This window comes from Mesorhizobium sp. M0830, from assembly GCF_040319965.1.
Lineage (GTDB): Bacteria > Pseudomonadota > Alphaproteobacteria > Rhizobiales > Rhizobiaceae > Mesorhizobium.
The window spans coordinates 1-13,597 of the sequence record NZ_JAMYOR010000103.1 but is presented as its reverse complement, the minus strand read 5'-3'; the positions used below and the strand labels follow the sequence as shown (position 1 = coordinate 13,597).

Sequence of the window (13,597 nt, the reverse complement as noted above, 5' to 3'; positions counted from 1 at the left end):
ACGGCCTGTCCTCGAAAGGACGACCAGGATCCTCTCGGTCTCCTTCCCACCTCAACCATAGCATGGCAACAACACACAGGATCCTGGGGTCTGCGCCGCGTCGCTTCGCTCCTTGCTCCGCCCTAGAATGACGAAGTTTTCTCAGTCCTCCAGCGTCCCTGATCGGGCATCGGCGCTCTTCCTGTCGCCGACCAGTTTCAGAAGATCTTCGCCGGCGCGGATGATGCGGCGCGAGCGGCGGGTCAGGATGACGCCGTCTTGCGGTGCGAAGACCTCCGTGCGGCCATCGGCTTCGCCTGGTGCATGGACGATGGTGGCGAGGCGCGCGCCTTTGGCGACACGGTCGCCGGGCTTCACGTCATAGAGCACGGCACCGGCTCGGGGCGCCGGCATCATGTCGATGTTCTCCAGCGGCGCGACGACCCCTTTGAACGAGCCAGGCGCGGGCAGCGTGGCATCGGCGATCACGCCGCGCGCCACCAGCAGCCGGTATAGCCCTTCGGCGTCGGAGGCGGCCAAGGAGCCGTCGACATCGAGGATGCCGCGATATTCGACCGTGGTGGCGACGCGGCGGCCGAGCTTGGCCACATGATCGGGAACGTTTTGGTAGGGCATGATCGAGGCGCCTTCGAAGGTGCCATCGGTGTCCTCGCTCCACAGCACGACCGCATCGACGCCCATGGCGGCCGCACAATCGGCCATTGCCGGCCACAGGCTGGTGTGGACGTAGAGATAGGCGAGGCCTTCGTCGTCGCAGTGCAGGTCGAGCACGATGTCATGGCCAAGCGACAGTTGCACCAGCCGGGTCTTCAGCCGCTGGTCGGCCGTGCCAAGTGCGGTGTCGTGCAAGAGGGCTATGTCTGGCGCGGCGAGCAGCGGAAAGCCGCGGTTGAAATTGGTGCGCGTGCCCAGATGGAAGCGGCCTTGATGCTCGCCGAAATGATACTGCGCCCGGCCGATCGGGTTGGCCCAGGGCACGATGGTGAGGTTGCCCTTGATGCGACCCTCGGCCTCCGCCTTGTTGAGCGTCGGCATCAGCGCGTCGATGGCGACGACGCCCGGCAATTCACCGGCATGGAGAGCTGCCTGCAGATAGGCCGAAGGGGCAGCCTTGTCCGCGCCCGCAAAGCGGAACAGCGGGAATTCGTAGGAAACGCCCTCGCTTTCACCGGCGATGCGCTCGATCGATTTCTGCATGACGTCCTCCATCAAGAGCATGAGACATGCCCGTTTGAGGGTGCCGATGTCGATTGGTCCAGCCGGCCGCGCTATGGGCGCAAGAGGTTACTCTGCGGGAGCCTCAGCGACGGTGACCGCCAGCAGGGCAAGTGTTGCGCCATGGCCGAAGGCGGTGAAGACGCGTGCGGCCACATCCAGCAATTCAGAAAAAGAAGGGCCTTATGGGTTGCCGCAGGCGCTCTCAAACCAGCGGCTTCAACTCCTGGGCAATGGTCGGCAGCAATTCCGAGACATTGGGATGGATGTGCACGGCGCGCGCGAGCGTGTCGACGGGCGCCTTGGCGTACATCAGGTCAAGCACGCAATGCACCGCCTCGTCGCCGCCGGGGCCGAGCACCGAGCAGCCGAGGATTTCCCTGGTGTCTGCATCGACCAGGATCTTCATGAAGCCTTGCGTCTCGCCCTTTTCAACAGCGCGACCGACGCGGGTCATCGGCCGCTGGCCGATCAGTGCGCGGCGGCCGGATTTCTTCACCGCGGCCTCGGTCATCCCGCAGCGGCCGAGCGGCGGGTCGATGTAGAGCGCATAAGCTTCGATGCGGTCGCTGACCTTGCGCGGATCGTTGTCGAGCAGGTTGGCGGCGACGATCTCGTAGTCGTTGTAGGAGGTGTGGGTGAAGGCACCCTTGCCGTTGCAGTCGCCCATCGCCCAGATACCGGGCACGCTGGTGCGCAGCTGGTCGTCGACAATGACGAAGCCGCGCCGGTCGACCTCGACGCCTGCTCTATCGAGGCCGAGGTCGTCGGTGTTGGGCGTCCTACCCAGAGCCAGCAGCACATGCGATCCGACCGCCGGCGGTTTGCCGGCCGAGAAGGTCACCGCGATGTCCTTGCCCTGCTTGGCGAAGCTGATGTCGTCGGCACCGACATGGACTGTAATGTCTTCGTTTTCGAGGATCGACAGGATGGCGGCCGAGACATCCTCGTCCTCGCGGCCGGTCAGGCGGGGGCTCTTCTCGATGACGGTGACTTCGCTGCCGAAGCGGCGGAACATCTGCGCGAATTCGAGCGAGACATAGCTGCCGCCGACGACGACGAGATGGCGCGGCAGCACGTCGAGATCGATCATCGACGAATTGGTCAGATAGTCGATGTCGTGAATGCCGGGCAAATCCGGCACCGAGGCGCGGCCGCCGGTGTTGAGGAAGATTTTTTCGGCGGTCAGAAGCTCGTTGCCGACGCGCACCGTGTTGGAGGATTCGAAACGCGCATGGCCACGGTAGAGCGTGCAGCCCTTCATTCCGCCGATCCAACTCTCCAGATTGCTGCGGGCGTCGATCGTCACCTTGTCCTTGCGCGCCTTGATCCTGGCATAGTCGACGCCGACGGGGCCGCCGAGCGTGACGCCATAGTCGGCCGCACGCCGCGCCAGCTGCGCGGCATAGGCACTGGCAACCATGGTCTTGGTCGGCATGCAGCCGGTGTTGACGCAGGTGCCCCCGACCAGCTTGCGCTCGATCAGCGCCACGCTCATGCCGGCTTCCGTCAGCCGGCCTACCAATGGCGGCCCGGCCTGTCCGGCGCCGATGACGATAGCGTCGAACGTCTTGGCCGTCATGCCACCGCTGCCACGATCAGGAGGCCGCCGATGAGCGCCACCGCATCCTCGATGAAGGCGGCGGGCGGATCCTTGCCGAAGGCGGCGGCGAGTCGGCCGCGCGCCTCGGCACCGCCCAGCGTGCCGATGACCGCGCCGATGGCGCCTGCGATCAGGCCGCCGATCATGGCGCCGCCTGTCGCGCCGATGACCGCGCCGGCGAAGGCACCCATAATAATGCGGGCGCCGAATTGCTGCGGTACCTTGCGGCTTGGCGTCGACGGCAATTGGTCGGTGACCAGTTCGACGATGGCCAGGATGGTGAAAATGCCGACGGCCGCCCAATGGCTCATGAAGCTCGCCCAGGTGCCGGCAACCGGCAGCCAGCCGAGCCAGGCGCCCCAGGCGACGGCGGCTGGCGCGGTCATGGCGCGAAGACCGGCAATGACGCCGATCAGGAGTGCGAGAATATAGAGCATTGTTGATCCCCTCGATCTCTCCGGCAAGAGCAGGCTAGCATAGGTCCGGCATTTGGCCAGCGCATGACTTCGAAAATTGGAATGGTTTTTGCGCCCGGTGTTGCAGAGGCATTGGCACTTTCCCGTCCATTGCAATTGTGCTTTGGCAAAGACGTCAACTGGAGACACCGTCATGGCTGAAAGCGAGCGCGCAAAGATGGCGGCCGGCCAATGGTACACGTGCCTCGACGATGAACTCGAGGCGTTGCGGGCGACAACGCGCGACGCGGTGTTCGAGCACAATTGCCTGCCGCCGCGGCAGCGCGGCAATCTCGGGCCAAGCCTGAAGGCGTTGCTCGGCAAGGCCGGTGAGGGCGCCCGCATCGAGGCGCCGTTCCACTGCGCCTATGGCTTCAACATCTTTCTCGGCGACGGCGTCTTTCTCAATGCCGGCTGCACCATCCTCGACACGGCAAGCATACGCATCGGCAGGGGAACGCTACTCGGCCCCCATGTGCAAATCTACTGCGCCGAGCATCACAAAGAGGCCAGTGGGCGGCAAGCGGGACTGGAGATCGCCAGGCCGGTCGAGATCGGTGCCAATGCCTGGATCGGTGGCGGTGCCATCATTCTTGGCGGCGTCAGCATCGGCGAGGGCGCCATCGTCGGCGCCGGTGCGGTGGTGACGCGCGACGTGCCCGACAATACCACCGTGGTCGGCAATCCGGCACGGGCGGTCAGGCGCAGCTGATGCTATGCCTTGGGAAACCGGATCGTCGCTTCAAATCCGTCTTGTCGGCCTGATGCGGGTGAATTCAGCGCCAGTGACGCATCGATCTGTTGCAGGATCCGGTTGACGATCGCCAGGCCGAGGCCCGATCCCTCGGCACGTGTTGCGCCGCGTTCGAACCGCCTGATCAGGCCAGCAGGCGCGGAAACCACCGGGCCTTGGCTGACCACGCTGAGTCGGGCGTCCTCGTCTATGTGCACGACCACCGCTCCGCCTTCGGTGCCATGCCGCAAGGCATTCTCGATGAGGTTGCGCAGGACGATGGCCAGTGCATCCGTGTCGATCGCGGCCATCGCCTTGCCTTTGTCAGGCGTTTCGAGGCGAAGGCGGCCCTTGTTTTCGCTGCGCTGTTCGAAGTCTTCCACCACCAGTGCAGCGACCGCGGCGAGGTCGGCGGGGTTGCCGGCAACGGCCACTCCGGCGTCAGCGCGCGCCAACTGCATCAGCTTTTCAGACAGGCTGGCAAGCTCGCCCAACGCCACCTTGATCTGACGCGGGCGTTTTCTTGCCGCCTCGTCCGGAGCTTCAGCAATCAGCCGCTCCGTCTGTGCCAGCGCGCCGGCAATCGGCGTGCGCAATTCATGCGCGGCGTTTGCTGTGAATTCCTTTTCTGCATCAAGCGCCATGTGCAGGCGCCGCATCAGGCTGTTGACCGACTTGGCGATAGCGGCGAGTTCTGAGGGCAAGTCCTCGGTTCGGATCGGAGCGAGATTGTCGCCATGACGGGCGCTGATCTCGCCGCGCAGTGTTTCGATAGGCCTCAGGAAACGCGCCAGGGTCAGCCATGCGAAAAGTGCGCTCAAGGGGATCAAGATGACCATTGGTATCAGGAAGCCGGTGGCGGCTTCGAGGGTTTCCTCGTTGCGTCGTGCATCAAGCTCGGCGACCTGGATGAGAACCGTGCCGCTGACCGTGGGCTCTGTGTAGATGCGCCATCCCGATGCCTCCGAGAAACCCTGAACAAGCTCGGCCGTGAGCGGCTCTGCCGGAGCGTTGTAAGAATGAATGAGAACGTGACCGGTGGCGTCGCGCACCTGGAAAATGAGACGCCCGCCGTCATCGTCTGAAACGGCCTCCGCCAGCCTGCGGGGCGATTGCGACGCCTCGCGTCCGAAAAGATCGTCGATCACCAGCGGCAGCAGCCGGCGCGCCGCTTCCTGCATCGAGCTGTCCATGGCTTCGTTGATTTCACGATGCAGCGTGATGCTTCCCGTGCCGGCGGCGACCAGGCCGAAGGCGACCGTGACCAGGATCAGCGAGGCGACGAGGCGACCGGCAAGGCTGCTGAGCAGTCTCATGAGGATGCCAGGCGGTAGCCAAGCCCTCTTACCGTGGTGACGGCGTCGCGCCCGATCTTCTTGCGCAGACGACTGACATAGACTTCGACAGTGTTGCTTTCGATCTCCGCGCCGAAGGCATAGAGCGCGTCCTCGATCTGGTTCTTGCCGACAGTCATGCCGGGCCGACGCAAGAATTGCTCCAGCACCGCCCATTCGCGCGATGTCAGCATGGCCTCCGTGCCTTCGACGACGACGCAGCGGGCGGCCTGGTCGATCTCGACTGACCCGAAACGGATCAAGGGATTGGGGTTTCCCGCATAGCGGCGCGAGACGGCGGCGAGGCGCGCGGACAATTCGCCAAGATCAAACGGCTTGACCAGATAGTCGTCCGCTCCGGAGTTCAGCCCCTCTATACGATCGGAGAACTGGTCGCGGGCGGTCAGGATGATGACTGGCGTGTCGTTGCTCTCGCGGCGCAGCAGCTTCAGGAATTGGAGTCCCTTGCCATCCGGCAGATGAAGATCCAGGAGAACAAGTTCATAGGAGACGACGCGAAGGTGATCGCCGGCTTCACCAAGCGACCTGCTCCAATCCACCGCGTGGCCGTCGGCGGCAACGTGATCGCGCACCGCTTCGCCCAGTACAGGGTCGTCCTCGATCAGCAGAACGCGCACTTCGCCTCCGTGTTCAGCAACCCGCCCGTCTATGCGGGATGAGGCTGACAGGAAGCTGAATGAAAGCCAACTGCGGCTTTTTGGGCGACGCCGGGCGTGTTCAGGCAGCTGTCAGGTTTCACGGTCAGGGTCCGTGACATCGGAATTGGCCGATGGAGAAAAGAAGATGAAGACCTTGACCTTGACCGCGCTGGTGATGGCTCTTGCCGGGCCGGCCTTTGCCGCCGACAAGTGTGATGTGCCGACCGACCAGTGGCAGCCGCGCGAGGCGCTGCAAAAGAAGCTTGAAAGCGAAGGCTGGAAGGTTCGCAGCATCAAGACGGAAAACGGCTGCTATGAAGCCAAGGCGCTCGACGCCAAGGGCAAGAAGCTGGAAGCCGTCTTCAATCCCAAGACGCTCGAGTCGGTCGGCGCCGATTCCGACGACGGCTGACCGCCATGAACGCCACCTTTTCGACACGACAAGTCTCGGTCGATTCGACACGAGAAGCCTCGGTCGATTCGACACGAGAAAACCTGATCAGGGTGTGGAGCCCCTATGTCCGCCTCTTTCACTGGTCCTTGGTCCTGTGCGTTGCGGTGGCTTGGCTTTCCTCCGGAGAGATCATGAAGGTGCATGAACTGGCCGGCTATGGCGCTGGGGTTCTGATTGCCTCAAGGCTGATCGCCGGGCTTGCGGGTTCGGGGTATACGCGCTTTCGTCAATTCGTGCGCGGACCGCAAACCGTCAGCCTGTATCTCGCCGACGTGGCAAAGGGCCGCGAGAGGCGTCATCTCGGCCATAATCCGGCTGGAGGCGCCATGGTGCTGGCACTTCTGGCTTGCGTAGCGGGAATTGCGCTTACCGGCTGGATGCAGACCACCGACGCCTGGTGGGGCGTGGCCTGGGTGGAGGACACGCACAAGATCCTGGGCAATGGAATTCTCGTGCTGGTCGGACTTCATGTCGGCGGCGTGCTGCTGGCCAGCGTTCGTCATCATGAGAATCTGGTTCGCGCCATGCTCACCGGCCGCAAGCGTGCGCCTTCGCCGCAAGACGTTGCCTGAGTTAGAAACTGGAAAATTCCGAGGGCGCCACGCGATGCGGCGCCCTCGGCGTTCTGTCTCAGAAGGACAGCGCCATACGTTCGTCCCTCTGATCGGCCCGCCTGGAAAATTCGCGCCGGTATTGCGCCGGTGATGTCCTGAGCCGAGCGGCGAAATGCTGGCGCAGCGAGGTGGCGCTGCCGAAGCCGGCCTCGAACGCCACGATATCCATCGGTTTCTCCGTGGCTTCCAGCAGCCGCTGCGCCAGTTCGACCCGCTGGCCGGTCAGCCATTCGCCGAAACTGGTGCCGATCGATTTTTGAAAGCGGCGGGTGAAGGTGCGCCGGGTCAGGCCGGCGGCCTCGGCGACGCTGTCCAGGCTATGCGTCTCTCCGAGCGTTGCACGAACCGCGTCGAGGGCTTGGGCGAAACGGTCGGCATCCGCGCTCCTCGCCACCGGATGCTCGATGAATTGCGCCTGCCCACCCTGCCGATGCGGGGAAAGCACGATCTGGCGGGCGAGCCGCAGTGCCGCTTCCGCGCCATAGCGGGCGCGCACGATGTGGAGACAGCAGTCGAGACCGGCGGCGACGCCGGCCGACGTCACGACATCGCCATTGTCGACATAGAGCACCGTGGCGTCGACGGCGACATCGGGGTGGAGCGTTTGCAACTGTTCTGAATAGGCCCAATGCGTGGCGGCACGGCGGCCCGACAGCAGCCCGGCCGCGGCGATGGCAAAGGTTCCCAGGCACAGGCCGACAATCAAGGCGCCGCGCCGGTGTGCCTGGCCTAACGCCTCCATCAGCAACGGCGCCGGCGGCTCGCCGAGATGATCCCAGCTTGGAATGATGACAATGTCGGCAGCGTCAAAACCTTCGAGCCCATACGGGGCGGCGACGGTCAAGCCGGCCTCGGTGTGGATTGGGCCGGCCTTGACCGCGCAGATGCGGAAGTCGAAGCGCGGCAGTCCAAGGGCCGTCCTGTCCTCGCCGAAGACCAGGCACGGCACGGAGAGATGGAAGGGGCTGATGCCGTCGAAGGCGAGGACGGCAACGATCGGGTCGGTCATGGATGCCTCCAGCGAGTGAGTGTATATTGTCCCAATTCTTTCGAATGATGTCAATCGGGACACTTTCGATGGCTTGGCAGCCTGCCTATTTTCGGACGATCGCATTCAAGCCGGAAAGGAAAACACAATGTCTGACCCAGCCAACACCACGCCACGCCGGGCGCTGATCGTCATCGATGTCCAGAACGACTATGACGGCGGCAATCTTGCCATCCAGCATCCGCCATTCCGCGACAGCGTGGTCAACGTCGCCCGGGCCATGGATGCCGCCGCAGCCGCCGGCATCAAGGTGGCGGTCGTCAAGCAGATGGCGCCCGAGACATCGCCGATCTTCGCCAAGGGCAGCCATGGCGGCGAACTGCATCCCGAAATCGCCAGGCGCAGTCGCGACCATTATGTCGAAAAGAACCTGCCCTCCGCCTTCACCGGAACCGACCTCGAGGACTGGCTGCATGCCAACGCCATCGATACGATCACGGTGGTCGGCTACATGACGCATAATTGCGACCTGTCGACCATCATCCACGCCGTCCATATGGGCTTCGCCGTCGAGTTCCTGTCCGACGCCACCGGCTCGGTGCCATACGCCAACAGCGCCGGCTATGCCTCGGCTGAGGAGATCCACCGCGTGGCCACGATCATCCTGCAGTCGCGCTTCGCCGCCGTGCTCAAGACCGCCGAATGGGTCGAGTGCCTGAAGACAGGAGCGCTGCCGGAGCGTGACACGATCGTCGGCTCCAACCAGCGGGCGCTGTCGCGGAGCGCCGCATAAGCATCAGCGGAAAATGCAAAGGGCGCCGCATCGCTGCGGCGCCCTTTTGATATGTCGAGACTTAAGTCTCAGAACAGGCCTTCGATCTGGCCCATTTCGTTGAGGAAGATCTTCTCCGAGGACGGAGCCTTGGGCAGGCCGGGCATAGTCATAACCTCGCCGCAGATGATGACGACGAAGCCGGCACCGGCCGAAAGCCTGACCTCGCGCACCGGCACGGTGTGACCGGTCGGCGCACCGCGCAGGTTCGGGTCGGTCGAGAACGAGTACTGGGTCTTGGCCATGCATACCGGCAGGTGGCCATAGCCGGCCTGCTCCCAGGCGTGCAGCTGGTCGCGCACCGACTTGTCGGCAATCGCCTCCGAGCCGCGATAGATGCGCTGGACGATGGTGTTGATCTTCTCGAACAGCGGCATGGCATCGGGATAGAGCGGAGCGAACTGCGAAGCGCCGGATTCGGCCAGCGCCACCACCTTGTTGGCGAGGTCTTCGATGCCGGCCGAGCCGTGGGCCCAGTGCTTGCACAGGATGGCTTCCTCACCCATCGAAGCGACATAGTCCTTCATCGCCTGGATCTCGGCGTCGGTGTCGGAATAGAAGTGGTTGATGGCGACCACCGCCGGCACGCCGAACTGCCTGATGTTCTCGATGTGGCGGCCAAGGTTGGCGCAGCCCTTCTTCACCGCTTCGACATTTTCCTTGCCGAGGTCTTCCTTCTTGACGCCGCCATTCATCTTCATGGCGCGCACGGTGGCGACAATGACGGCTGCTGCCGGCTTCAGCCCAGCCTTGCGGCACTTGATGTCGAAGAACTTTTCCGCGCCGAGATCGGCGCCGAAGCCGGCTTCGGTGACGACGTAGTCGGCAAGCTTGAGCGCCGTCGTGGTGGCGACGACCGAGTTGCAGCCATGCGCAATGTTGGCGAACGGGCCGCCATGCACGAAGGCCGGGTTGTTCTCCAGCGTCTGCACCAGGTTCGGCTGCATGGCGTCCTTCAGCAGAACGGCCATGGCGCCGTCGGCCTTGAGGTCGCGGGCATAGACGGCCGACTTGTCGCGGCGATAGGCGACGATGATGTCGCCAAGGCGCTTTTCAAGGTCCTTCAGGTCGGTCGACAGGCAAAGGATCGCCATGACTTCCGAGGCGACGGTGATGTCGAAGCCGCCCTCGCGCGGAAAACCGTTGGCGACGCCGCCGAGCGAGCAGATCATCTCGCGCAGCGCACGGTCGTTCATGTCCATGACGCGGCGCCAGACGACGCGGCGGGTGTCGATACCGAGCTCATTGCCCCAGTAGATGTGGTTGTCGATGAGCGCCGAAAGCAAGTTGTGCGCCGTGGTGATGGCGTGGAAGTCGCCGGTGAAGTGGAGGTTCATGTCCTCCATCGGCACGACCTGCGCGTAGCCGCCGCCGGCAGCGCCGCCCTTGACGCCGAAGTTCGGGCCGAGCGAGGCCTCGCGGATGCAGACGATCGCCTTCCTGCCGATGCGGTTCAGGCCGTCGCCGAGGCCGACCGTGGTCGTGGTCTTGCCTTCGCCGGCCGGCGTCGGGTTGATGGCGGTGACGAGGATCAGCTTGCCATCCTTGTTGCCCTTCACCGACTTGATGAACTCGGCGGAGATCTTGGCCTTGTCGTGGCCATAGGGCAGCAGATGTTCTGTCGGGATGCCGATCTTCTGGCCGATCTCCTGGATCTGCTTTTTCCTGGCGCCGCGCGCGATCTCGATGTCGGACTTCACTTCGGCCATGACGGCTTTCCTCTGGATTGGACGGTGGAGGGGACGGGTTTGATGTCACTCGCAGGCAGGTTGGAACCGGGCGCGGGCATGTTCTAACCCTGTCGCTGCCGCGGCGTCAACTTGCATGCAACTATGTTTCCTATAGAGAAAATTCCTCTGCGGACCGGCCGACCTGTCATGGTTCTTCCTGGCTCCGTTGCCGCGCCGTATAGAAGCCAGAGGACGCGTCGCGCCGCCGTCTCAAAACAGCCGCACAATGCACGGAATGCGACAGAGGCGACGGCGCAAATTCGCCATCGCGTGGTGCCCAACGGAACAGCGCTACTGAGTCAGCACGTTGCTGATTTCGACCATGTTGGAGCGCACCCTGAGCACGTAGAAGCCCATTGTCGTCAGGTGCGTTGGCAGGATCCAGCCGTCCTCGCGGCCGTTGGCGATGATAAAGGGCTGGATGCGCAGCGCCGAAACGAACTGCGAGTCCATCGTGTCCCACAGGTTCTGCAGATGCTTTTCCTTGATGACGTCGTCGAAGTCGGCCTGGGCACCCTTCATCAGCCCGTAATAGCCATAGAGTTGGCCATAGGCGAACCAGAAACGGTCGTCGGCGCGGAAATCGAACCAGCCATTGTTGTGGTTTTCAGCGCGTTCCTTGAGGATCGCCGAGGTCGAGCCGATGTCGGACGAGATACGGTCGATATATTGTTTCAAATTGTCGGCGCGGGCGTCGAACGTCGCCTGGCAGGTGGCAAGGCGAGCGTTGAAGGAACGCAGCATGCGGACGGCGTCGCGATAGTAGCTTGGTGTCGGCGTCTTGGGGCCGAACGGGTTCAGGCCGAAATACCAGGTCTCCTCGTCGAACTGCAGATTGCCGCGGGCATTCTGCAGATCGCTGTCGATCTGCGAGGTGGTGCGCACACGGCCGAGATTGTCGGCGAGTTCGGTTGCGGTGCGCCGCACCGCCTGGTTGATGCCGCGCTGGAACGAGGCCTTGTTGTCCATCCACGGCGTGTTATCCCAGTCGATCCCAAACAGACCGAGCTTGTAAAGGATCATCGACGAGATCCAGGCATTCTGGTTGACGTTGAAATCGGTCAGGTCGGCCGCCACCTGGGCGATGCCGGAGTTGCCGCAGGTCTTGGCCGTGTCGGTGCCGGAGCCCGCCGAGACCTGTTCGCCGGCGGAGACGTTGCGTTTCTCGAAAGTGTATGTGTCGGGGTAGTTCGGGTTGAAATTGTTCCACCACTGGGTGGCGTAGAAGAAATTGGCGTAGAGGCCGATCAGCACCAGCAAAGCCAGGCCGAGCGCCGCCTTGAGGATCCAGCCACGCTGCGTATACCAGCGCCCGGCCCACAGGAACGGCCACAGGATCGCGCCGATCACAAGCCCAATGCCGCGGCCGATCCATTGGAAAATCCGGGTGAAGAAGTTCACGATCGGATCGAGCATGGCAATGTCATCCCCTCAAAGCATGATGCCAAAAAATTGCAGACTTTTTGGATAACATCATGCGCCAAAACAGTAAGTTAGAACGAAGTGACAGTTCATTTCGTTCTAGTCGGTCAGGCCATAGAGGCGTGTGCGAAACGCCACCTTGTCCTTCAAATATGTGGTTTTGAGAACGTCGACAACATGCGATCGCCAGGCGTCGCTGAAGCCGTCATAGTCCCTGTAGAAGCCGTCCTTGTTGAAGATGTAGCGCGAGACGAAATCCGACGGCACGAAATCCGAGATCAGCCGGTTGGTCAGCCAGGCGTCGGGATGGTCTGATTTGGCGCGGATCACCAGGAAGCGCTGCAGCGGGAAGACATCCTCGATCTTGAGGTGGCCGAGCTGGGCGATCTCGCGCTTGGCGGCGTTGAGAAAGGGAAAGTTGCCGTCTTCGGTAATCAGGTCGGCATGGCTCTGGATCCAGGTCTGCAGCCAGACCTTGTCGACGTCGGTCAGGTTCCGGTTCGGGTCGGCGTCGCGGATCAGCGCGCGCACCACCATCTCGGCCCGGTGCTCGAGATAGCCCGATGTCTCGACCCAGGAGGCACGCGGCAGCTCGATGCGGCCGGTGGTGGCGAGGAATTTGAACACCTTGTCGGCGTCGCTGATCGAGATATAGCTCACCTGCCACGGTCGCGAACGGCGGAAACCCGGAGCCGCCGGATCGCTGATCACGGTCGTCATATCAGGGTCGACAAACACGTAGAGGCCGCCGAAATGGCTGGTCCAATAGGCGTTGTGGCGGAAGATCACCTGGTCTGGCACCAGCGCGTTCTCGCGGATGTCGCCGCAGATCTTGGCCAACTCCACCATGCGGGTCAGCATGGCGTTGTCGCGCCAGGCGTCGGGTTCCTGCTTCAGCCGGTCGACGAGCTTGCCGAGTTCGGCGGCTTTGCCTAGCACATCCTCGGCCGACAGCACCTTGAACTCGACCTGGTTGATCGACAGCAAATCCTCGATGTCGTTGACCTTGGGAATGGAATCCTCGATCTCGCCGTAGATCACGTCCTTGATGGTCAGCGCGTCGATGGCGCGCTGGTTCTTGGACATGAACTCGAACATCAGCTGCGAGGTGTTGGAGAAGGCCGTATGCACCACCGGCAGGTCGATCTGCGACGGCGTCAGGATGATGAAGCGGCGGTTGACCTCGTTGGGATCGAGATAATCGTAGTCGCCGCATTCCTCGGCAACTTCGGGCGAGAACCCGGTGCGGTCGATCTGAAAGCTTTTCAGCTTGGTGGGCTTCAAGCCGAACGCGGCGAGCGCCTTGTTGTAGCGCTGGATCAGGTGCGACTCGTCGACCGTCAGCAGCCGGCCGTAGATCAGCTCGTTGTCGCGTAGAAGGTCGGGTTTCTTGGTGGGTTTTGTGGTCAAGGTGCATCGCTCCCGAGGAGCGTGCCAGCACCCCCCTCTGGCCTGCCGGCCATCTCCCCCTCAAGGGCAGGGGAATCGCATATGAGTAAGAGTAAGTCTTGCGTTGAGTGGAAAGGTTGATTCTTTAGGGGCCTTCTCTTTGAAGAGG

General features: G+C 63.0%; 13 protein-coding genes. 4 read left to right on the top strand and 9 right to left on the bottom strand.

All coding sequences use genetic code 11. From position 1 onward, the window contains the following. Positions 1–141 precede the first annotated feature (141 nt). From NKI20_RS32540 to NKI20_RS32530, 3 genes are all read right to left on the bottom strand, one after another. Positions 142–1,197: a M14 family metallopeptidase gene (locus tag NKI20_RS32540; RefSeq protein ID WP_352838039.1), complete on the bottom strand. Its 1,056-nt coding sequence runs from the start codon at positions 1,195–1,197 to the stop codon at positions 142–144. A 223-nt stretch (positions 1,198–1,420) separates the two neighbouring features. Further along, entirely contained in the window at positions 1,421–2,797 is a 1,377-nt protein-coding gene (locus NKI20_RS32535; protein WP_352838037.1) for an FAD-containing oxidoreductase, read from the bottom strand. Next, complete coding sequence (locus tag NKI20_RS32530) at positions 2,794–3,255, bottom strand: DUF4126 domain-containing protein (RefSeq protein WP_352838035.1); 462 nt, start codon at positions 3,253–3,255, stop codon at positions 2,794–2,796. Before NKI20_RS32530 ends, NKI20_RS32535 begins: the two co-directional genes overlap by 4 nt. 172 nt (positions 3,256–3,427) lie before the next feature. On the opposite strand from NKI20_RS32530, the gene NKI20_RS32525 reads away from it, so the two are divergent. Beyond that, complete coding sequence (locus NKI20_RS32525) at positions 3,428–3,985, top strand: sugar O-acetyltransferase (protein WP_352486792.1); 558 nt, start codon at positions 3,428–3,430, stop codon at positions 3,983–3,985. A gap of 2 nt (positions 3,986–3,987) precedes the next feature. Here NKI20_RS32525 and NKI20_RS32520 read toward each other — a convergent pair whose 3' ends face one another. Together NKI20_RS32520 and NKI20_RS32515 are read right to left on the bottom strand one after the other, a co-directional pair. After that, positions 3,988–5,322 carry an ATP-binding protein gene (locus tag NKI20_RS32520; protein WP_023760676.1) on the bottom strand — a complete coding sequence of 445 codons (1,335 nt, stop codon included), beginning with the start codon at positions 5,320–5,322 and terminating at the stop codon, positions 3,988–3,990. After that, positions 5,319–5,978: a response regulator gene (locus NKI20_RS32515; RefSeq protein WP_352838032.1), complete on the bottom strand. Its 660-nt coding sequence runs from the start codon at positions 5,976–5,978 to the stop codon at positions 5,319–5,321. Before NKI20_RS32515 ends, NKI20_RS32520 begins: the two co-directional genes overlap by 4 nt. Before the next feature lie 166 nt (positions 5,979–6,144). On the opposite strand from NKI20_RS32515, the gene NKI20_RS32510 reads away from it, so the two are divergent. Beyond that, positions 6,145–6,411, top strand: coding sequence for a PepSY domain-containing protein (locus NKI20_RS32510; RefSeq protein ID WP_023760678.1), 267 nt, complete (start codon positions 6,145–6,147; stop codon positions 6,409–6,411). Positions 6,412–6,416: 5 nt separating this feature from the next. Next, positions 6,417–7,025 (top strand): cytochrome b/b6 domain-containing protein, encoded by a 609-nt coding sequence (locus tag NKI20_RS32505; RefSeq protein ID WP_352838030.1) that lies wholly within the window; start codon positions 6,417–6,419, stop codon positions 7,023–7,025. A 58-nt stretch (positions 7,026–7,083) separates the two neighbouring features. Here NKI20_RS32505 and NKI20_RS32500 read toward each other — a convergent pair whose 3' ends face one another. Further along, positions 7,084–8,076: a GlxA family transcriptional regulator gene (locus NKI20_RS32500; RefSeq protein ID WP_352838028.1), complete on the bottom strand. Its 993-nt coding sequence runs from the start codon at positions 8,074–8,076 to the stop codon at positions 7,084–7,086. A 127-nt stretch (positions 8,077–8,203) separates the two neighbouring features. Here NKI20_RS32500 and NKI20_RS32495 point away from each other — a divergent pair, with 127 nt between their 5' ends. Next, a complete protein-coding gene (locus NKI20_RS32495) occupies positions 8,204–8,848 on the top strand; it encodes a cysteine hydrolase family protein (protein WP_352838026.1) in 645 nt (214 codons plus the stop codon). A gap of 68 nt (positions 8,849–8,916) precedes the next feature. Here the strand turns inward: NKI20_RS32495 and NKI20_RS32490 are convergent, their stop codons facing one another. The 3 genes from NKI20_RS32490 to NKI20_RS32480 all read right to left on the bottom strand — a co-directional run bounded on the left by NKI20_RS32490 (position 8,917) and on the right by NKI20_RS32480 (position 13,449). Continuing rightward, positions 8,917–10,596 (bottom strand): formate--tetrahydrofolate ligase, encoded by a 1,680-nt coding sequence (locus NKI20_RS32490; RefSeq protein ID WP_023760682.1) that lies wholly within the window; start codon positions 10,594–10,596, stop codon positions 8,917–8,919. A gap of 312 nt (positions 10,597–10,908) precedes the next feature. Then, complete coding sequence (locus tag NKI20_RS32485; RefSeq protein ID WP_023760683.1) at positions 10,909–12,033, bottom strand: DUF2333 family protein; 1,125 nt, start codon at positions 12,031–12,033, stop codon at positions 10,909–10,911. A 105-nt stretch (positions 12,034–12,138) separates the two neighbouring features. Next, positions 12,139–13,449, bottom strand: a complete 1,311-nt coding sequence (locus NKI20_RS32480) for a DUF6638 family protein (RefSeq protein ID WP_352838023.1) — start codon at positions 13,447–13,449, stop codon at positions 12,139–12,141. Positions 13,450–13,597: the final 148 nt, after the last annotated feature.